The following is an 18,902-nucleotide window of genomic DNA, read 5'->3' as shown; positions in this document are numbered from 1 at the left end:
CCTTAAAAAGGGTTTTAAGTAGCGGTATTAAGCCAATTTTTTCAAGAAAAGAACGAACTATTATTAACCCTGCATCTGAAGAAAGATTACCTCCACCGAAATCATATGAAAAACTTTTGTTGAAGTTAAGTGAATTTTGATGTAAACTTGTCATAGAAAGAACCTCTTTTCGTGATATAGTTTTTGTTTTAACGCTTTAACTTTAACACAAAATTAGGTTCTTTTCTTTATTTTTTTGTTATTTCACCCAATGGGTGCAAAGTCCAATTTGTTGGACTACTTGTTAATACTACGATTCAATCATTTTTGATGTTTTCTATGAATAATTCAGGTTTACTTCTCTTAATACATTTTTTCTTATTCTAGGTTTATATATTTTAACAAAGCCTTCCCAATGATCTTGAAATATTTGTTTTATCTTTTTCATCTTTATCATCAAGCTCCGCTTGTATTATTTTACAGGTAAAAGTTTGCATTTTTCTTAAAGCATTTAAAATACTATGCTTCGCATATATAATTCTATCAAAAAAATGTTTGAGTTCCTAGACAATAAAAAAGGGGAAAATTTCCCCTATATATGCAAATGGTCAATATCAATATTCAAATGTTAATGTTAGCCAAGACAATATCAAATAACTCTTAAAGATAGAACAATACTACACATTAGTTGATCTAATTACAACAACTCCATCATCTTTTACTAATGCACAAGCATACATCATATCAGTTGCGATATGAGTACATTTTTTAAGTGCATCTCTTTGAGTTTCAATGTCAAGTTCTTTAGCCATTTTGTACCCTAATGCCCCTTTTTTCACTATATAAGTGATACATTCAGCATTAGTATTGTCATAAGTACCTTTATCGGTTACAATAACTGGAATACCCCTATACTTTCCAAGTATTCCATTTTTCATAATGCCATTACCACTTACTGTCGTAGTATCAGTTGCATCTGTGAACTCTGGCATAGCGTAGAAAGAAGGTATTAGTAGCGAATTGATTACTATACCTGCAAATTCGTCTACATCTCTTTCATCGCCAAAATTCAGCATAGCACTTTCAATTTCAGCACTTGTTAATGCAGTTGCCCCTGCACAAGTTGCTTGAAATGGTGCATTTTTAGCAACTTCAATTAAATCTGCATCTAGTTTTCTTGCTAATACTAATGCAGTTTGAGTTGCCCCTTCGTCAAGTTGATTTCCTAAGCTAGTTTTGTTCACGCTATCGTAAACTGTTACTGCTTTACCAACTTGTTTGATTTGTACTGTTTGTTCTGTTGATTGTAGTTCTTCAGGACTTAAAGCATTACCTTTTGTCATTTCTTCAGCATCGCCAATCAATGACCACTTTGGAAATGATATAGTATCTCCACTTCCTAATCCATCTAAATGCCCTAAATCTCTTGCAAGTTGAAGCATTTTGACTTTGCCATTGAACTTATCACGCACCATTGATGCGTATATGGTCTTTTGCACTAAAGCCATAGTTTATCATTCCTTTCTGTTTTTTTTAATTTTAAAAAAGGTCATAAAACCTAATCTATATAAAAAAGCACTCACTACATCACATCACATAGCAAGTGCTTAATTTGACAACTTATTATAAAGTTCTGGATTGCTTTCAAATAAACTCATTCTTTCTAAATATCCCATTTTCGCAAATTGTTCTTTAGTTATGCCATCATTATTTTTCTTAGAAGTTGGCTTATATGAATTGTTTAAGATATGTTGATTTAAAACTTCTGATAGTTCGCTTACAACGCTTTCAACATCTTCTTCAGCAGTTAAAAACTTAGCTAATTCAGATGGCAACTGATTTTTTTCAAGTGTTTCTCTTACTTTGAAATGTCTCTCTTTTGCAAGTAGTTCTTGCTCTTTCTTTTCTAGTTCAAGTTCTTTTTCTGATTTTTCAGGTGGTAGTTTGCTTTCTAGTTCTTTTACTTTTTTACTGTATTCAGTTCTAACTTTGTCAGTTTCACTTTGAAGTAGTTTTGTTACTTCTTCTTTAGTATAGTTATCCTTTTCTAAATTAAACATTTACAAATTCCTCCTTTTAGTTGCTGCCCTTGTATAAGTTCTAATAACTAAGCCCCTATTTTTTATTTTTTATAAATTAATTTTTTCAGTTTAGCAATTTTTTCTTCGCTTAGTTCACGTAGTCCATTTTTGAAAAAGTGTATAGTTGTCGCACTGACCCCTATAAATGATGCAATATCTTTCCAGTACGTGCCTGTTTTGTATTGCCATATGTGTAAATCATTAAGCAATTTTTCTTTCTCTACATTGTTCATGTCGCCCCTTCCTTTCTCTATTGGAAAATATTTACCGAAATTTTAAAAAAAATATATATAAACCCCTTTTACAAGGGGTCATTGTAAAAAGAAAATGCAACGCATACTCACGTTGCCTAGTCATTTTTTCTTTTTTTCGAGGAGGTGAGATTCGAACTCACATAAAAATGACAAAACTACCATCAATGAAAGCAAATTTAAACAGATGACAAAATAAATCTCAAGCAAAACATCTATAAAATAGATATCTTGATTGAGATTTATTGTATCGGCAATAATCATTCCCTTTTCGTAATATTATCTAGTGTAGTAAACTCCCGATTTTTTTGCAGTTTTTCCGTGTAAATCTACTATTTATCACATTTTTTACAATAACTTTTAAATCCATCTAAATTTCTTTCATCTTTACCAAACTCAATATATTAATATTCAATTAATAGAGCTAGTATTATTATTTTATCTCTTGTTAAATATTAATATAATCCCCTCATATATACTTGTCAGGAAAGTGTGATTTGACAATATAAATCCGACCAAAAACATTGATTTATTCACATTTTCTACATATATACATGAAACCATCTTTTGTATTTTTCCTTTTTATGAAATATTTATAATTTGCTAATTTTATCTCGTCGCATTTACTACATTTTTTGTCTATTTATCTACTTATTATATAGTTTTGAAATGAAAAAAATAAGTTAATTTCGTGTAATTTTAGTCGCATTGTCGCATTTTTTACAACTACTTTTAAATCCATCTTTGTTTCTTTTATCTTTTCCAAAATACTTCTCATTTCTTAATTTGTTTTCACCACATTTAGTATATTATCTGTCTACTTATTATATAGTTTTGAAATGAAAAAAATAAGTTAATTTCCTGTAATTTTACGTATATTATCACATTTTTTACACATACTTTGAAATCCATCTTTGTTTCTTTTATCTTTTCCAAAATACTTCTCATTTCTTAATTTGTTTTCACCACATTTAGTATATTATCTGTCTACTTATTATATAGTTTTGAAATGAAAAAATCTAGTTAAAATCGCCGAAACTATTTATTTTCACACACTCTACACTCATTTCTAAATCCATCTTTAGAATCTTTTCTTGGTCTAAAGTATTTTTCACTTCTCAATTTATTTTCACCACATTTGGTGCATTTTTTACCTTAATTATTATATAGTTTTGAAACGAAAAAATCTAGTTAATTTCCTGTAATTATTAACCTTTACACACAAAAAGAACTGCTTATGCAGTCCTTATTTTTTTTTCTATGTATTGAATTTCTTCATCTGTAAGTTCGTTGTTCAGATAGATATTCTTCTTGATTCTCAATGCTTGTCTTATTTCATCTCTGAAATCTTCTTCATCTAGCCACCTCAAAAAAGTAATATGTTCATTGATTAGCTTAATTTGATTTTTCATAAGTCCTTTTCCCCCTTTTGTTTTTATCATTTAACATTTTAACCCAAAATTTATAAAATAAATGTCAAAAATTGATATCATTTCCTTAAATTTTTCTTAAATTGAGTTGGCTGTTTTAGTGCTTTGATGTAAATACGAAATTCTCTATTACTGCCCGAAAATATTAGCATTTTCAACTACTTCACCCCCTTCAATATTTCTAATTTTTCTCTCAAATGTGCTGCACTGATAACAAAATTTGCAGAATAGTAGTCAATCATTTCTTCTAGCATATCTATTTCTGAAATGTTATTATTTTCTATTGCTTTGTCTATACGTTGAGATATTGTGCAATACATCATGAAGCCCAATTCATTTCTAGTTTTTGCTTTCATAGTATCGCCACCTACCGTACATTGTTATAATTTTTAACTTATAACTTTAACATTATATTATCACTTATAGATTATCTTGTCAACATTATAACTAGATATTTTTTTAAAAAATGATATACTATATTTATAAATAAAATTTAAAAATTTAAGGAGGAAAAAATGATTAGAATTAAGATTTTAAATATATTAGAAAATAAAAATAAAAGTTTGAATTGGCTTAGTATGGAGGCAAAAATTCCATACAATACAATATGGAAGTTAGCAAATAATAAAACTGAAGGGGTAAAATTTGAAATAATTAATAAGATATGCTCTGTATTAGATTGTAGAGTAGGAGATATAATCGAATATATTCCTGATACTGATAAGAATTAGTTATAGTTTCAATTTTTAATTCTCTAATAACTAAAATTTTAAAAAATCTGTGACACGTTGTGGCACTTGGTGACAATGAGGACTAGTCCCAGAAGCCGAATCCAATTTTGAACTTTGGGTGTACTCATCATTTTGATTAATACTGGGTAGTACCAATTTGGTAACCCCTAGATTACAAAAAAAAGTGATATATAACCTGGGGGTTATATAAACTACTGATAATTATGCTTTTCTCAAAAAAAGGAAATCCAACTGTCGCATTTTCATGATTGTTCGTTTTTGACTACAACGTTTCTGTGTAGTCAAGCATATTTTCGAAGTTCATTTGATGAACTACGAAACAAGGTGTCACAAATTTGCGACTTCTTTTGCTAATTATAATTGAGTTTTGGAGTGGCGACCGTCGCCTCTGGACTAAAAAACAACAATACTATACCACACACTACACAAATAGAAGTAAAAACTAACAATAACAATAAAAAAATAAGAGAAAAAAGTAATACACAATAAACAAAGAAAAAAGTAGTGTGTAAAGAAACTTAGTTTATTATTATTATATATACTTAGTATATTATTGTTCCACTTCGGAAAATGGTCGTTTTTGACCAACTTTTTGAAGTTGTGGATAGTTGACTTCAAAATCTTGGTCGTTTTTGACCAACTTTTTGAAGTGTAGAGATTGATGTGACTGTATTTTTAACTTCCGCCAGGCGCAACTTTTTTCTGGTCTACCATTTTTTACCCCATACAATCTTTCAAGTTCAATTATACATCTGCTCAGCGTGATAGGAATAAGTTGTTGAAGTTTTTTGTATTTGGATAATTGATGTTGTTTAATGCCAAACTCTTCTGCAAGTTGTGATTGCGTTTTCAAGTTGGGACTGTCCCAACTTGATTTTCTATCTCCGCCATTCTAATTTAAACTAAATCGCCCTTTATTTTCGATTCTAAGCGTTTTTATATGCTTAGGGGTACTAAACTATACCCTGCCTATTTTTCGCTCGAATATGGGCAAATATGGGCTTCTAGTGAAAAATCACGTTCTGAACGTTAGTATTTTCAATGGGTGTAGGAGGAGTATTTTGTATATTATCAATCTCATCTATCAATATTCCATCTTGATTATATATTTCTATAGTGTTATGATTCTTGATAGCAACTAGCCAATCATTATCAAAATAATAATCAAAAAATTTTACGCTGCCTTCAAATTCTTTAATAATAATATCTACTTGATATTGTTTTTTTAGTGCGTTAATCATTTTCCAACACCACCTAACACACTCAAAGGACTTGATACTTGTCCTCGCTCTATTATCTTTTCATTAGTCAATGAAGAAAGATATATTTGAGTGATATTTATTTTTGAATGTCCTAATAGTTTTGAAACTGTGTAGATATCATTATTCTCTAGCATTTTGATAGCATAGTAGTGTCTAGCAGTGTGAGGACTACATCTGATAACATTTCTTATCCCTGCAATTTCCCCTGCTTTTTTATATATTCTTTCTATTGCTTCAACAGTCAGAGGTCTACCTGTCCTAGACAAAAAATAGTTATCAGGGATATTTTTATCTTTGAAATACATTTTTTTTATTTTTTCATATCTTTTTAATATTTTTTTCAATTCAATTGATACAGGTACATATCTTTCTTTGTTTCCTTTCCCTAGTATGAATATTCTACCTTCTTGTATATGATGATTAAGTATATTTATCGTTTCTGTTGTTCTTATTCCTGTATCAAATTGTAGAGATAGAATTGCTTTATTTCTAACATTAAGATAATTTGAAAAATCATACACGTCTATCAATTTAGAAACTTCCTTATCATTAAAAGTTTCAATTATTCTCTTTTTTTCTTTGTGGAACTTTACTTTTTTGATGGGATTAGTTAAAATATATTCTTCTTCATAGCAATATTGAAAAAATGTTTTTAAAACTTTGTGAATAGAGTTAATGTAGACAAAAGTACAACCATCATCGCTTTTGCTTTTGAAATACTTTTTAATATGAATAGATTTAATTTCATTTAATTCTTTAATTCCAAATTCTCTTTCTATATACTTTAAAAATTGTAAAATAGTGTTTCTATAACTCTTAATTGTTTTAGGGGATAGTCCTCTTGACTCACAATTAAACAAAAAATCTTGATATTCTAAATACACAAAAACACCTCCAAAATTATTATTGATATACAATAAAATTAGAGGTGTTTATCGTAGTTCAGAAAATAATAAAACATAGAGTTTATCGACGTTTAAAGGGTATTTTTTTAGTGTAAAAAAACCTTGTATGTCATTATCTACTAGGAAATTTCAATTTTTCTATTTTCCGTAGTTCGCTAAACTCGTTAAAATTACTAGCTTAGAACGCCTTCTACTATAAAATTTATTGCTCATCCCAATTATGATACACATTCTGAACATCGTCACAATCTTCAAGAAGGTCAATAAGCTTTTGCATCTTCTTTATTTGGTCTTCATTTGTTAATTTGCTCATAGTTTGAGGAAGATATCTAAGCTCTGCCATTGAGAATTCGTATCCAGCTTCACTAAGAGCATTTCTTACAGTACCAAAGTCAGCCACTTCAGTATAAATCTCAAAGTGAGTTTCCTCGGCAGTAAAATCCTCTGCTCCTGCTTCAAGAGCTTCCATCATCATTTCTTCTTCGTCCATCGCATCAGTTCTATCTATAACAAGAACACCTTTACGGTCAAACATAAATGCTACACAGCCATTAGCTCCAAGGTTACCATCACATTTTGTAAAGTAGCTTCTAACATCAGCAGCTGCCCTATTTTTGTTGTCGGTTAGCACCTCAACTAATACTGCAATTCCTCCTGGTCCATAGCCTTCATAAGTAAATTCTTCAAAGTTTACACCGTCAAGCTCTCCTGACCCTTTTTTTATTGCTCTTTCTATATTATCATTAGGCATATTTGCAGCCTTTGCTTTTTCTATAGCCGTCTGTAGAGCTGCATTATATTCTGGATCTGATCCACCTTCTCTTGCTGCAACCATTATATATCTTCCAAGCTTTGTGAATATTTTTGCCTTTTTGGCATCTTGTTTGTTTTTTCTATTTACTATAGTACCTATTCTACCCATATTAATCCTCCCTTTTTATATCCTCAAATATTTTACCACATTTGATTTTATTCAACAATAAAAACTGAAGATCATCCAATGCTTTAGTTTTGTACGATTTTTCTCCAATAGATCATTTATAAAATGAGAAAATCTAGTTATATTTAGGAGGTGCAGGAGGCATTTTTCTTTTATGTTCGGTACGCTTATTTAGTCTCTCTATTATCTCTCTATGCTTTTGTGGTATCTCTTTACCTTCCAATAAATCATCTATCATATTATATGTGGTACCCATTTCATTTTCATCTGTCTGTCCTTCCCAAAGTCCTGCTGAAGGCGGTCTATCCAATACTGTCTGAGGAACTCCTAAATGTCTTGCCCATTCATAAACCTCTCTTTTAGTTATATTAGCTATTGGCAAAATATCTACTCCACCATCTCCATATTTGGTAAAATAGCCTGTATAAAGTTCAGCAGCATTATCAGTCCCTACAACTAGATAATTTAATGAATTAGCTACAGTATATAATGTGCTCATTCTCATTCTAGCTCTCAGATTTGCATCAGCTAATCTTTTATTTCCTTCGATATAATATTCTTCCTTTATAAGCTCATTAAATACTTTTCCAAGAACATTATCTTGATCCTCAGTTAAATCTACAACAATATGCTTTAATCCTGAAGCCTTTGCAACTTCTATTGCGTCGTTTTTATCCTTTTCATTGCTTTTACACGGCATAATAACTCCTATGGAGTTTTCTGGGAAAGCTTTTTTTATAAGAAAAGCTACTACAGAAGAATCAATTCCTCCAGAAAGCCCTACAACTAAGCCATTGGTACCCGAATCATTAACTTGTTTTCTAAGCCATTCGACTACGTGATTTATTTTTTTATCAATATTTTTGTTCATTTTACCACCTCATGTTATTATTAGAACAAATTGCATAATTACCTTCTCCAAAAACTCTCTAATACATATAGAGAGTTCCAAGTAAATCTTAATCTAACCACTTGTACTAGTTAGTTAAATTTTTTGTTTTTTAAATGCCTTAGAGAGTTTTAATGTCTCATTTGAGTAATTTTTATAAACCTTTTTTCACCTTCAAAATAATATAAAAAAACATGTTTATTACATAAGTAAAAAGAAAATATTAAAACTCTTGCGATAGAAGCTAGCACAATAGGTTACTTTATACATATCAAAATATATTATATTATTATTATAATAAAATATTATAACATAATTCATAGACTAATCCATAAAAAAGAGTAGAAATAAAGCAAACAAGGATAAGCACAAAAAAGAGGCCATATCACCTGCCCCTTTGTCTATCTTATTCTCATACTAGTTATTATTATTTCTTCTATAAACCACTTCACCGTTAATAATGGTATATTCAACAGTAGCATTGGTATCTACCGCTGGCATACCTTTAAAAATTACTATATCGGCATCTTTACCTTTTTCTATAGAACCAACCCTGTCATCAACACCTATTATTTTTGCTGGATTAATGGTAAGCATATTTAGGACTCTCTCTATATTGCCTCCAAAGCGAATTACCTCTCCTGCTTGGACTATGAGCACATCAGGATTTAATATCGGACCATCCGTCATTATTGCACAAGTAACTCCTCGTCTATCAAGCTCTACAAGGCTGTATATATCAATTTTTCCGCACTCACCTGGTAGTAATGGAACCCCTATAGGCCCATAAATAACCCCTTTACATCCAGATTCCACAATATCATCATAGAAATCACTAGCACCCCATGCATGGTCCAAGGTAAATTCCACATCAAATTCCTTTGCAATGCTTATGATTGTCAGCATATCAAATTGTTCGCAATGCACTTTAAGTGGTATCTCCTTTTTTAGTACCCGACATACATTTTCTAGTCCCAAATCAAAAGGGGGCATCTTTGATTCATCGTCCTTAACAGCCTCTTTTTTACGTAAATACTCCCGCCCTTTAATCAAGGTTTCTCTAATAACATGGGCAATTCCCATTCGTGTCATAGGCATTTGATTTCTCTTGCCATATACTCCTTTAGGGTTACCTCCAAGTGCCATTTTTAATGCAACTGGATTTTTAATACACATATCCTCTATACTGTGTCCATAGGATTTTACAGCACAAACAAGGCCCCCGACTACATTACCACTTCCCGGTGCAATGGCAGAAGTAGTAATTCCTGATTGAATAACTCTTTCAAACATTTTAGATGCAGTGTCTACTGAATAAATCGCCTCAACCTGTGGTGTTGCATTATTAGTCATTTCGTTAAGATCTTGATCACTCATATCAGTTTCAAACCCGCTTATATGACTATGGGCATCTATTAGTCCAGGTGTTACAATAAGACCATCTGCATCTATAGTTGCTGCGCCTTTTGCATTCAGTGATGTCCCAATATCCTTTATTTTACCATCTTCAATCAATATATCTCCCTTCTCAATGACCCTATCAGCTGATGTGTATATTTTAGCACTCTTTATTACCAACATGATAAATTCCTCCTAGAGTTTAAAACATTTTCACCATTTATGTAAGCTCCTTGAACAACTGCATTATAGGTCTCAATAGGGTTACCAGTCCATATAACAATATCTGCATCCTTTCCAGCTTCTATAGAACCTACTTTATCATCTACTCCTAAAAGCTTTGCTGGAATAGAAGTAATCATTCTCACCACGTCTTCACTTTTCAAGCCATATTTATAACATAATATAGCGTTCCACAGCAAGGATTCTTTCCCTGAAGATACCAAATCGCCACAGGAGCTGATGGCTATATCAATACCTTTTTTCATTAAATTAGAAATGCTCTCAAAATCTACTTGACGATTCTTATATGACATTGCATTTGTTAAGTCTCCAAGAATAACCCCTGTTTTCTTCTCAGTTATTTTTGCTGTGCTTTCATCAATGCCAAAGGCACCTGTAAAAACAATATCAATTGAAAAATCTCGTAGCGCTAATTCAACAGCATCCATTTCAGATTTTGTATTGCAGTTTATAAAAAGAGGAATCTCTTTATTTAAAACCTTTCTGAGTGCTTCACATTTGGCATCGTAATCCACCTCTTCTTTAGATGAATCATAGTTGTAAGCCTTTATTAAAGCTTCCTTCAATAAAGCAAAGGCTCCCATTTTAGTCATAGGGGAAACATTTCGTTTCCCATATACTTTTTTTGTTGCATCTGTAATAGATGCTACCATAGCGGCTTTTTCCTTGACTAACATTTCATAGGGATGTTTTCCATATGTTTTAAAAACAGCCGCATGGCCTCCTATAACATTTGAAGTTGTTGGTGTAATACCCGCACAAGTGACCCCATACTCAAACACCCTCTGAAAAGCCATCCCATCTTGGTCAAAAGCATAAAGTACATTCATCTCTGGTGTTATTGGATCAGAATGTTCGTTTAGATCATTATCTTCCCAACCAGGTCCCATACACCCCCATACATTAAGGGATTCAATAAAGCCAGGAAAAATTTCTTTATTTTTTGCATCAACAATTTCCACATCATCTGATATTTCTATTGAATAATCTACAGCCTTTATTTTAGTTCCTTCTATTAAAATATCTATATTTTGGGATACCTGCCCTTTTCCATCGTGCACAGTCCCATTTTTAATCAGAATCATTGATTTGCCTCCTTAATTCTGCTTCAAATAATCCGCCATTAATACTCCGCATTCCAATTGAATAGCAACTAGCTTTTTAATTGGAACTACTTCATAGTCTATTTTTTCTTCTAGCTCTATACTTAATTTTTTTAATCTTTCTTCAGATTTTTCAAATGCCTCTTTTAAAGCATTTTTCTTTTCTTGGTTATCTTCATTTAACTCTATCATCCTTTGTAATTCACTTTCATTGGCCCTTACCAATAATCCATATGAAAGCATTTTATAGAATTTAGAAATCAGTAGATTGTCAAACTTCTCAGCAACAGTTGCTTTTTTTGCAAATTCTGGATTCTGTGATACCATTTTTCTAGTAGCAGCATTCCTTTCATTACTATCGGTAAATGCTTCTAAAGCTAATCTAAAGGGGTTACTTTCATCTATATATTGTTTTACACTGTCAAGTGTAGCTTTAATAAATTCATCGGCTGCTTCACTAAATTCAAGATTCTGAAGAACAGCATCCTTTCTACTTATATCAGATTCTGATAAATCATTTATCCTTTTATCATAAAAATATGGTAATTCAGTTAAAAGTGTAAAAGCGTCACAAACATCCTTTGCATAATCAGCACTACAAGTACCTACCTTGATAACCTCTCCAGGATTTTCAATCCCATACTGCTCTAAATAATCATAGTTTTGACGAATGCCTAAATCTTGATATATGGCAGGAGCAAAAGCCACACAATAAGGTGCTTCTGGCTCTCCTAAATTTAGAGGAACGCCCTGTTTTTTTGCAGCATTTCTCATATCATCATAAATTTCTCTAGCTTCCCTTGATATATACCAGTAAACACCTCCAAAGCCTGTATTGTGTAGAGAGTATATGAATTCTGGCTTTATATCATCTATAAGCTTCATCATAGCCTTGGTTTCTGGAATCGTATCATGGAAATGTAAATTTTTATAATCTATTGGAAAAGTCCAGTCTACTTGTTGATGCCCTGCAGGCCTAAAAAAGTTACGTGCATAATTATAGAGTGTATATGGCCCTTTAAACCAATTCTCATTGAGCTTTGTTCCATCTGCATCCCAGACCTTTACGATATACCATGTATAATCTAATTCATCTCTTAGCTCTTTATTCCTTGCTAATTCCTTTGAAAAATACTCTAGCATCATAGTTCCAATTGGCTCATTTGGATGTGGGCAGCCAAACATAAGGGCATTCTTAGATCCATTTCCAATCTTCAAGCAATAGAGAGGATGGTTTGCTCTAGTTTTTCCCATTTCAAAGATAGTTACCGCTTCAGGAAAGTCTTCAGCTAATTTTTTACTATTTGCATCCATTTCATCTACTGTTAAAAATTCTTTGTAGTCAGGTATATTGTTTATCAAGTCTTCAAATATTTTTTTCATAAGATTAGCCTCCCATACTGGTTGATTGCATATCTTATGTAAAATAAGATATGCAATCAACTATTAAATTTGCTATTAACCTAGTAATAAATTTATTTTAAATCTGTAAAGGTATACTCCTGCCAACCCCATTTTCCTGTTCCATCTATTGGTAAGTTTATAAAGTCAGAATTATTTGCATCGTATGCTGCAAAACAAACAATTGGTATATAAGGAAGATCTTTAGCTAATATTGCTTGAGCTTTTTTGTATAATTCTGCTCTCTTTTCTCTATCTCCTGTTGCAGCACCCTTAGCTAGTAAATCATCAAACTCTGGATTACTATATGAAGCATAATTGCTTCCAGAGCCTGTTCCAAAACGTTTAGCTAAAGCAGCTGGGTCAGGACCCATAAACCCACCTTGAAGCTCCAGCATAAAATCCCTATTAACACCAACTTTCTCAAACCAAGCGTTAAATTCATGTATGGCAACCTCCAATTCTATACCAGCCTGCTCTAAAGTAGCTTCTATAAGCTTTGCTGTCTCTGGTATACCGTTTCCTTCAAATACATCTAGTGTGAGACCAGTTACATAAAACCCGTTTTCATCTTTTGTATAACCTGCATCTTCTAATATTTTTATCGCCTCATCAATATTAAACTTAGGAGATGTATCTTTGCTGTTAGATACCCATTCAATTAAAGATGGATACATATTGTACTCTGGCTTTTGAATACCATTATAGATCTTTTGTGATATTTCTTCCTTGTTAATAGCCGTTGCAATAGCTCTTCTTAAATTAACATCTTGTACTGCTTCATTTTCTAAATTAAATATAATCCTATAAGGTGATGGATATTCATTTAAAGCCAATCTAATATTTTCATTGGCCTTCAATTCATCTACATTGGCAGGAGGTACAGTTTCATATACATCAAGCTCCCCCATTTATTAAGGCTTGTATAGCAGTTGCATCATCGGGAATGATTGAGAAAATAAGCTTATCAAGCTTTGGTGCTCCTTCATGATAATCCTCGTTAGGAATCAATGTAATACTTTCACCTTGCTTAAATTTAGAAAATTTAAATGGTCCTGATCCAACTGGATTTTTTGAAGCAGGATTATCTTCCCATTTTTGATCTGTATTAAATATATGTTCTGGTAATATAAAAGTAGCATACCAACCTAAATCTGCAATAAAGGAAACATCTGGTTTATTCATGTTAAACTTAACTGTATATTGGTCTGGTGCTTCAATAGAATCAACTATATTGAGTCTAGAACTGAAATAATATGTATCGTTCTCTTTTATAGTATCAAAGGTATACTTTACATCTTTACTAGTTACAGGTTTTCCATCATGCCACTTAGCATCTTCTCTTAATAAAAAAGTAATACTTAACCCATCTTCACTTACTTTCCACTCTTTAGCTAAATCAGGAATTATTTGCTTAGATGCATCTAATTTCACTAATCGATTATAAAGGTTCTGAACAATAGGATAAGCATTGTCATCAGCTAATGTGTCTGGATTAAATGACATTGGATCACCTATAGCCCTTACAATCAATACTTTTTCTTTACCACCATCAGCCTTTTCCTTTCCTGTTTCTTTATCAGTACTTGAACATCCCACTACTATTAATGCCACTAACCCCAAAATCATAATAGTTAATAAAATTTTTCTTTTCATCTTCACCCCTCCATTTTATTTAAATTTAATCTATCACATGCTACTGTATGTCCATCTCCTACATCTACAGTAGCAGGATATTTAATAAAACATTCATCACAGGCCTTAAAACATCTTGGTGCAAAATAGCACCCTGGACCTGGATTTATTGGTGTAGGTGGTTCCCCTTGAATTCCGATTTTTTCTATAGCTTCTTCTGGATCTATAGATGAACAATTAGAAATCAACGCTCGTGTATAGGGATGCTGAGGATTATTTATTATTTCATCGCTATTTCCATACTCAACTACTTTACCCAAATACATTACCACAATTTTATCAGATATATATCTTGTTAATGCGATATCATGACTTATAAATATAACGGCGGCATTCTTTTCCTTGCTCAAGGTCAACAGCATATTGATAATATCAGCTCTAACTGAAACGTCCAGCATAGAAACAGGTTCATCGGCAATAATAAACTTGGGTTGAAATAGCATGGAACGCAAAATAGATATTCTCTGCAGCTGCCCTCCTGACAGTTCATGTGGGTATCTTTTCATTATCTCCTCTGCAGGACGAAGCCCACCTGATTCCAATGCCTTTAAGCATATCTCTTTTCTTTCTGCATCTGTTTTTCCAATGCCATGAATCTTCAATGGTCTCATTAAAATCTTTTCTATAGTATCTCTTGGTGTAAATGTGTCAAAGGGATTTTGAAATACAATTTGTACCATTCGTCTAAATTCTTTAGCATTTTTCTTAATCATTTCTTTGGTTGATATATTATCTATAAATACATCACCATTTGTTGGATTCTCAAGCCTAGCAAGAATCCTTCCTAGAGTAGATTTACCACAACCACTTTCCCCAATCACACCCAATACCTGTCCCTTTTCTAATTCTAGACTGACTTTATCCACTGCCTTTATCCACTGCTTTTTTACCTGCTTTGTTTTTAAGCCTCCTTTTTGAGGGTACCACATAGAGACATTATCGATCTTTATAAATGGTTTGCTTTTATCCATTTGATTTTTCACCTCCATATAGATGACATTTTACCATCCTTCCATTTTCCATATCTAAGTTCATTGGTTTAGTTTGATGACATTTATCTTTTGCATGTTTACATCTTGGAGCAAAAATACAACCCTTATACTCCTTAGATAAATCCGGAAGAAAGCCTCCTATGGCTGCTAGTTCAATTTTATCTCCCTTAAGGGATGGAAAAGATGTTAAAAGGCCTTGCGTATATGGATGTTATTGCATACACAATATCCACTAAAACCATAACAACAGCTACTGAAATAGACATAATAAGATATATGCCCATAAGGGTTGGGTAATCTCTCTGATTGATTGCTGTAAGTACCAATCGTCCTGTACCTGGCCACGCAAACACAATTTCTATAAGTGCCACACCTGTAATTAAATATGCTAACGATATTCCAAAAATTGTAATGGTAGGTAAGATAGCATTCCTAAATATGTATTTATTAAATATTTTTCTCTCACCCATTCCAGTTGCTCTCAAGGTAATTATAAAATCTTCATTACTTACTTGTAATACAGAAGATTTAGCGATCCTAAAGTAAATAGGGATTTGAATCAACAATAGAGTTCCAACGGGTAATATCATGTGGACAAGCACATCTAAAACATAATTCATTCCTGTATATGAAGCCCTTGTATTTGTCATTCCACATGATGGCAACATACTTAATTTAGATGCAAATATAATAATTAGCATCAAACCCAGCCAAAATGATGGCATAGAATTAAGAACATAGGACAAACCAGAAAAAATAACATCAATAAACGAACCCTCTCGCCTAGCTGCTTGAATCCCCATACTCGTTCCTATGATTAAAGCTAATACTGCTGCAGTTAATACTAATAAAAGTGTAGCTCCGATTTTTTCCGCAATCATTTCGGTAACTGGCCTATTATAAATTATTGATGTTCCCAAGTCACCACCCAAGGCAGTTTTTAGATATAATGCAAACTGAACCGTTAAGGGTTTGTCAAGTCCATACTTTTCTTCTAATGCTGCCCTCAAGACAGGATCATCATTCTCTTTTCCCATAAGTGTTTTAATGGGATCTCCGGGCGCTAATCTAATAATTATAAAATTAATTGCAAAGACAATTAAAATTGTTAATAACCCAGTTAAGATTCTTTTGATCACATACTTCTTCACGCCATCTCCCCCTAATTTAATATCATGTTGCTGTGATTTCAAATAAACCAATAGCTTCATATGCTTTTTCATTAAATTAACTAACCAAGCTAGTTTCTATCGTGGGGGATTTTAATATTTCCTTTTCGTTCATGTAATAAACCTGTTTTTTTCATATAATTCTAATGGAAAAATAGGTTTATAAAAATCACTCAAATGAAATATTAGAACCCCCTAAGGCATTTTAGAAATCACATATTTTATGTAATCTTAGAATTGTTTATCTTTAGTATTAAATTACTTTACAATATAGTAGAATTTTTGATATTATGAACATGTTCACATAGACTTTATAAACATATTATCAATATTAAAATCCAATGTCAATACATTGTATGAATATTTATAAATTTTCTAAATATATTTATTTTCTATATTGTATAAACTGTTTGCATTTACTTAATAGTTTGCTATAATAATTGGTATAACAGAGAAATAGATTAAATAGGTTTTAAAAGAAAGGATTTATTTTATCTAAATGCTTAGTGAAGAATATATAGCGATTTAACTATTTGAAGGAGGAATTTATGCCAAAAAAAACGTTTTTTAATTTACCACCTGAAAAAAAACAAAAAATCATAGATGCAACATATGATATTTTTATTGCTGAGGAATATGAAAATGTAACTATTAGAGGAATCGCCAGCAAGGCTGGTATTTCTATAGGAAGCTTTTATCAATATTTTCATGATAAAGATGATTTATACTTATATTTACTCACGGATATTGAAAAACGAATAATGACCAAGCAAAAAGAAAAATATGGAAGTGTTTTTTTGGAGAAGGAATCAGTTTCCCTTGAAGAGGTCTGTACTAAAAAAGAAATTGACTTTAACCGTACATGGTATAAGGTACCCATAGAAGTAATGAGAAAGTTTTACTTTGGGGAATATGCCAAAGAGCTCAATAGCTTTGTAATGGACGAGCTTATTGAACTGAAAAATTCTGGAAAATTGAAGGATTCTATTGATATAGAGCTTATTTTCCATTTGTATGTAACATCAATGTTTAACATGTTAATATATTTTAGAGATCAAAATATAACAGATGAAGATGAAAAATTCGAAATCAAGAATAATTTTTATACAGATATATTTCTCAATGGTATATTGAAAGCTGAATAGTTATAATAACATATTCTACTTGTCTTATAATTTTTTGCCAGCTAAAATTTAGTATAAATACAAAATAGCACTTTAGAGGCGCTATTTTGTTAGCCTATTATTGTTTTTCAAATATAACCCTATAACCTAAAAGCTTTCTGGAAAAATATTATCAAAGCTTTATTTTTTTGCCTTGTTTATGCACTCTTCTCCTGTTTCAGCATTAACATAAATATAGTATTCTTCCCCATCGTACTTAGCTATAAACCGTCAGTGAACTCGTTTAGCTTGAGCTAAACATCGAGGTTTCAGATGGAGAGTCTACTCTATATGAAGCAAAAAGTGGAATCCTCCACTTATAGAAGTTGAGGCCTTATAAATTTAGATAAAAATCTAATATCTAGAACCGCTAAGAATGTTCAAGGTTCAATACAACTCGGAATAACATCCTTTTAAAATAATGTTTTCATAATAAATTTTCAGGATTCAAAAGGTATTTTACAGATTGCGTAGAATATTATATTTCATGCCTAATAGAAATAGCTCTATTTAATGGAAAATTATATATAAGGGAGGATGAGTTTGTTAAGAAATCTAACATTAAATTACTTGAAATTTATGAAATACTCAAAAGCATATTTTATATTTACTACAATATTATTTTTAATAATTCCAATTAAGATGATGCCTGAAGCTGTTGAAAGACTCAAAATGATAGTTTTTGTTTTTATATTTTATATAGCTTTCTATTTTTTTATTGAAATAGGTCTAATAAATAATAAAGCTTTTAAAAATTATAGTTTAATTAAAAAGAACAAAATAATTAATTTTCAATTACACTTATTTCTATTTTTTATGTTTGCTGCTTTTATTGTGAGCTTAATACTTGCTCTATCAGATTATGCAAATATAACATTATATTTACTATTTACAAATATTTTCTTAAGCTTAATGAATTGCATTTTTAAAAATAAAAGGAACTATTTAATAAGTTAGTCCCTTTTATTTATATGCTTTGCTTATCTATTTTAAGCATGTCTTGAGCTTTGCTCACCTATATAAATATCTTTTTTAGCTATCTTACAAATAAAAACAATATATATCAAATCAACAAATTCCCTCGCTTAACTAATAGTGCTACAAATAGAATTGACATCATGAGATTCTGGGAAAAGGCAGCATATTTACCCTCAAAGTCTTGAAATTCAAATGTTATACCAATATTATTATTGTGTAACTCAAAACTAAAGTTAAATAAGCCAGTACCTAATTGTAAAATTAAAATTAA

20 protein-coding genes are annotated in these 18,902 nt (G+C 31.3%); 2 read left to right on the top strand and 18 right to left on the bottom strand.

What is annotated here, in order from left to right; genetic code table 11:
* Window positions 1-656: 656 nt before the first annotated feature.
* The 5 genes from BUB36_RS10390 to BUB36_RS10375 all read right to left on the bottom strand — a co-directional run bounded on the left by BUB36_RS10390 (window position 657) and on the right by BUB36_RS10375 (window position 4,097).
* Complete coding sequence (locus tag BUB36_RS10390; RefSeq protein ID WP_073149680.1) at window positions 657-1,487, bottom strand: phage major capsid protein; 831 nt, start codon at window positions 1,485-1,487, stop codon at window positions 657-659.
* Window positions 1,488-1,586: 99 nt separating this feature from the next.
* Window positions 1,587-2,039: a hypothetical protein gene (locus tag BUB36_RS10385; RefSeq protein ID WP_073149678.1), complete on the bottom strand. Its 453-nt coding sequence runs from the start codon at window positions 2,037-2,039 to the stop codon at window positions 1,587-1,589.
* A gap of 62 nt (window positions 2,040-2,101) precedes the next feature.
* Entirely contained in the window at window positions 2,102-2,293 is a 192-nt protein-coding gene (locus tag BUB36_RS10380; protein ID WP_073149676.1) for a hypothetical protein, read from the bottom strand.
* Between the two features lie 1,253 nt (window positions 2,294-3,546).
* Window positions 3,547-3,723, bottom strand: coding sequence for a hypothetical protein (locus BUB36_RS19705; protein WP_165613070.1), 177 nt, complete (start codon window positions 3,721-3,723; stop codon window positions 3,547-3,549).
* A gap of 176 nt (window positions 3,724-3,899) precedes the next feature.
* On the bottom strand, window positions 3,900-4,097 hold the full coding sequence (locus BUB36_RS10375; protein WP_073149674.1) for a hypothetical protein: 198 nt from the start codon (window positions 4,095-4,097) through the stop codon (window positions 3,900-3,902).
* Window positions 4,098-4,256: 159 nt separating this feature from the next.
* Here BUB36_RS10375 and BUB36_RS10370 point away from each other — a divergent pair, with 159 nt between their 5' ends.
* A complete protein-coding gene (locus tag BUB36_RS10370) occupies window positions 4,257-4,472 on the top strand; it encodes a helix-turn-helix domain-containing protein (protein ID WP_073149672.1) in 216 nt (71 codons plus the stop codon).
* Window positions 4,473-5,043: 571 nt separating this feature from the next.
* Here BUB36_RS10370 and BUB36_RS10365 read toward each other — a convergent pair.
* The 13 genes from BUB36_RS10365 to BUB36_RS10310 form a co-directional block, all read right to left on the bottom strand.
* Window positions 5,044-5,346 carry a hypothetical protein gene (locus BUB36_RS10365; protein ID WP_073149670.1) on the bottom strand — a complete coding sequence of 101 codons (303 nt, stop codon included), beginning with the start codon at window positions 5,344-5,346 and terminating at the stop codon, window positions 5,044-5,046.
* 151 nt (window positions 5,347-5,497) lie between these two features.
* Window positions 5,498-5,734 carry a hypothetical protein gene (locus tag BUB36_RS10360; RefSeq protein ID WP_073149668.1) on the bottom strand — a complete coding sequence of 79 codons (237 nt, stop codon included), beginning with the start codon at window positions 5,732-5,734 and terminating at the stop codon, window positions 5,498-5,500.
* Window positions 5,731-6,639, bottom strand: coding sequence for a tyrosine-type recombinase/integrase (locus BUB36_RS10355; protein WP_073149664.1), 909 nt, complete (start codon window positions 6,637-6,639; stop codon window positions 5,731-5,733). The genes BUB36_RS10360 and BUB36_RS10355 overlap by 4 nt, the downstream gene beginning before the upstream one ends.
* A gap of 223 nt (window positions 6,640-6,862) precedes the next feature.
* Window positions 6,863-7,582, bottom strand: coding sequence for a YebC/PmpR family DNA-binding transcriptional regulator (locus tag BUB36_RS10350; protein WP_073149662.1), 720 nt, complete (start codon window positions 7,580-7,582; stop codon window positions 6,863-6,865).
* 133 nt (window positions 7,583-7,715) lie between these two features.
* Window positions 7,716-8,471: an NAD(+) synthase gene (gene nadE / locus BUB36_RS10345; RefSeq protein ID WP_106406501.1), complete on the bottom strand. Its 756-nt coding sequence runs from the start codon at window positions 8,469-8,471 to the stop codon at window positions 7,716-7,718.
* Window positions 8,472-8,906: 435 nt separating this feature from the next.
* Window positions 8,907-10,070 (bottom strand): amidohydrolase family protein, encoded by a 1,164-nt coding sequence (locus BUB36_RS10340; protein WP_073149660.1) that lies wholly within the window; start codon window positions 10,068-10,070, stop codon window positions 8,907-8,909.
* Window positions 10,061-11,215 carry an amidohydrolase family protein gene (locus tag BUB36_RS10335; protein WP_073149658.1) on the bottom strand — a complete coding sequence of 385 codons (1,155 nt, stop codon included), beginning with the start codon at window positions 11,213-11,215 and terminating at the stop codon, window positions 10,061-10,063. The genes BUB36_RS10340 and BUB36_RS10335 overlap by 10 nt, the downstream gene beginning before the upstream one ends.
* Window positions 11,216-11,227: 12 nt before the next feature.
* Window positions 11,228-12,616, bottom strand: a complete 1,389-nt coding sequence (locus BUB36_RS10330) for a M14 family zinc carboxypeptidase (protein ID WP_073149657.1) — start codon at window positions 12,614-12,616, stop codon at window positions 11,228-11,230.
* 92 nt (window positions 12,617-12,708) lie between these two features.
* Window positions 12,709-13,545, bottom strand: a complete 837-nt coding sequence (locus BUB36_RS19995; protein ID WP_207550798.1) for an ABC transporter substrate-binding protein — start codon at window positions 13,543-13,545, stop codon at window positions 12,709-12,711.
* Window positions 13,532-14,290 carry an ABC transporter substrate-binding protein gene (locus BUB36_RS19990; RefSeq protein ID WP_207550797.1) on the bottom strand — a complete coding sequence of 253 codons (759 nt, stop codon included), beginning with the start codon at window positions 14,288-14,290 and terminating at the stop codon, window positions 13,532-13,534. Before BUB36_RS19990 ends, BUB36_RS19995 begins: the two co-directional genes overlap by 14 nt.
* 2 nt (window positions 14,291-14,292) lie before the next feature.
* Entirely contained in the window at window positions 14,293-15,300 is a 1,008-nt protein-coding gene (locus BUB36_RS10320; protein WP_073149655.1) for an oligopeptide/dipeptide ABC transporter ATP-binding protein, read from the bottom strand.
* Window positions 15,293-15,478 carry an oligopeptide/dipeptide ABC transporter ATP-binding protein gene (locus BUB36_RS20580; RefSeq protein WP_334293001.1) on the bottom strand — a complete coding sequence of 62 codons (186 nt, stop codon included), beginning with the start codon at window positions 15,476-15,478 and terminating at the stop codon, window positions 15,293-15,295. The genes BUB36_RS10320 and BUB36_RS20580 overlap by 8 nt, the downstream gene beginning before the upstream one ends.
* Window positions 15,479-15,488: 10 nt before the next feature.
* On the bottom strand, window positions 15,489-16,472 hold the full coding sequence (locus BUB36_RS10310; RefSeq protein WP_073149653.1) for an ABC transporter permease: 984 nt from the start codon (window positions 16,470-16,472) through the stop codon (window positions 15,489-15,491).
* A 566-nt stretch (window positions 16,473-17,038) separates the two neighbouring features.
* Here BUB36_RS10310 and BUB36_RS10305 point away from each other — a divergent pair.
* Window positions 17,039-17,635, top strand: a complete 597-nt coding sequence (locus tag BUB36_RS10305) for a TetR/AcrR family transcriptional regulator (RefSeq protein ID WP_073149651.1) — start codon at window positions 17,039-17,041, stop codon at window positions 17,633-17,635.
* Window positions 17,636-18,902: the final 1,267 nt, after the last annotated feature.

This window comes from Paramaledivibacter caminithermalis DSM 15212 (genome assembly GCF_900142245.1).
Classification (GTDB): domain Bacteria; phylum Bacillota; class Clostridia; order Peptostreptococcales; family Caminicellaceae; genus Paramaledivibacter; species Paramaledivibacter caminithermalis.
Note: the sequence above shows the minus strand (reverse complement) of the source record. Positions and strands in the feature narration are given on the sequence as shown.

Excerpts from the sequence above, each read along its gene's own strand:
- BUB36_RS10390 (WP_073149680.1), bottom strand. The coding sequence starts at position 1,487 with ATGGCTTTAGTGCAAAAGACCATATACGCATCAATGGTGCGTGATAAG.
- BUB36_RS10385 (WP_073149678.1), bottom strand. The coding sequence starts at position 2,039 with ATGTTTAATTTAGAAAAGGATAACTATACTAAAGAAGAAGTAACAAAA.
- BUB36_RS10380 (WP_073149676.1), bottom strand. The coding sequence starts at position 2,293 with ATGAACAATGTAGAGAAAGAAAAATTGCTTAATGATTTACACATATGG.
- BUB36_RS19705 (WP_165613070.1), bottom strand. The coding sequence starts at position 3,723 with ATGAAAAATCAAATTAAGCTAATCAATGAACATATTACTTTTTTGAGG.
- BUB36_RS10375 (WP_073149674.1), bottom strand. The coding sequence starts at position 4,097 with ATGAAAGCAAAAACTAGAAATGAATTGGGCTTCATGATGTATTGCACA.
- BUB36_RS10370 (WP_073149672.1), top strand. The coding sequence starts at position 4,257 with ATGATTAGAATTAAGATTTTAAATATATTAGAAAATAAAAATAAAAGT.
- BUB36_RS10360 (WP_073149668.1), bottom strand. The coding sequence starts at position 5,734 with ATGATTAACGCACTAAAAAAACAATATCAAGTAGATATTATTATTAAA.
- BUB36_RS10350 (WP_073149662.1), bottom strand. The coding sequence starts at position 7,582 with ATGGGTAGAATAGGTACTATAGTAAATAGAAAAAACAAACAAGATGCC.
- nadE (WP_106406501.1), bottom strand. The coding sequence starts at position 8,471 with ATGAACAAAAATATTGATAAAAAAATAAATCACGTAGTCGAATGGCTT.
- BUB36_RS10340 (WP_073149660.1), bottom strand. The coding sequence starts at position 10,070 with ATGTTGGTAATAAAGAGTGCTAAAATATACACATCAGCTGATAGGGTC.
- BUB36_RS10335 (WP_073149658.1), bottom strand. The coding sequence starts at position 11,215 with ATGATTCTGATTAAAAATGGGACTGTGCACGATGGAAAAGGGCAGGTA.
- BUB36_RS10330 (WP_073149657.1), bottom strand. The coding sequence starts at position 12,616 with ATGAAAAAAATATTTGAAGACTTGATAAACAATATACCTGACTACAAA.
- BUB36_RS19995 (WP_207550798.1), bottom strand. The coding sequence starts at position 13,545 with ATGGGGGAGCTTGATGTATATGAAACTGTACCTCCTGCCAATGTAGAT.
- BUB36_RS19990 (WP_207550797.1), bottom strand. The coding sequence starts at position 14,290 with ATGAAAAGAAAAATTTTATTAACTATTATGATTTTGGGGTTAGTGGCA.
- BUB36_RS10320 (WP_073149655.1), bottom strand. The coding sequence starts at position 15,300 with ATGGATAAAAGCAAACCATTTATAAAGATCGATAATGTCTCTATGTGG.
- BUB36_RS10305 (WP_073149651.1), top strand. The coding sequence starts at position 17,039 with ATGCCAAAAAAAACGTTTTTTAATTTACCACCTGAAAAAAAACAAAAA.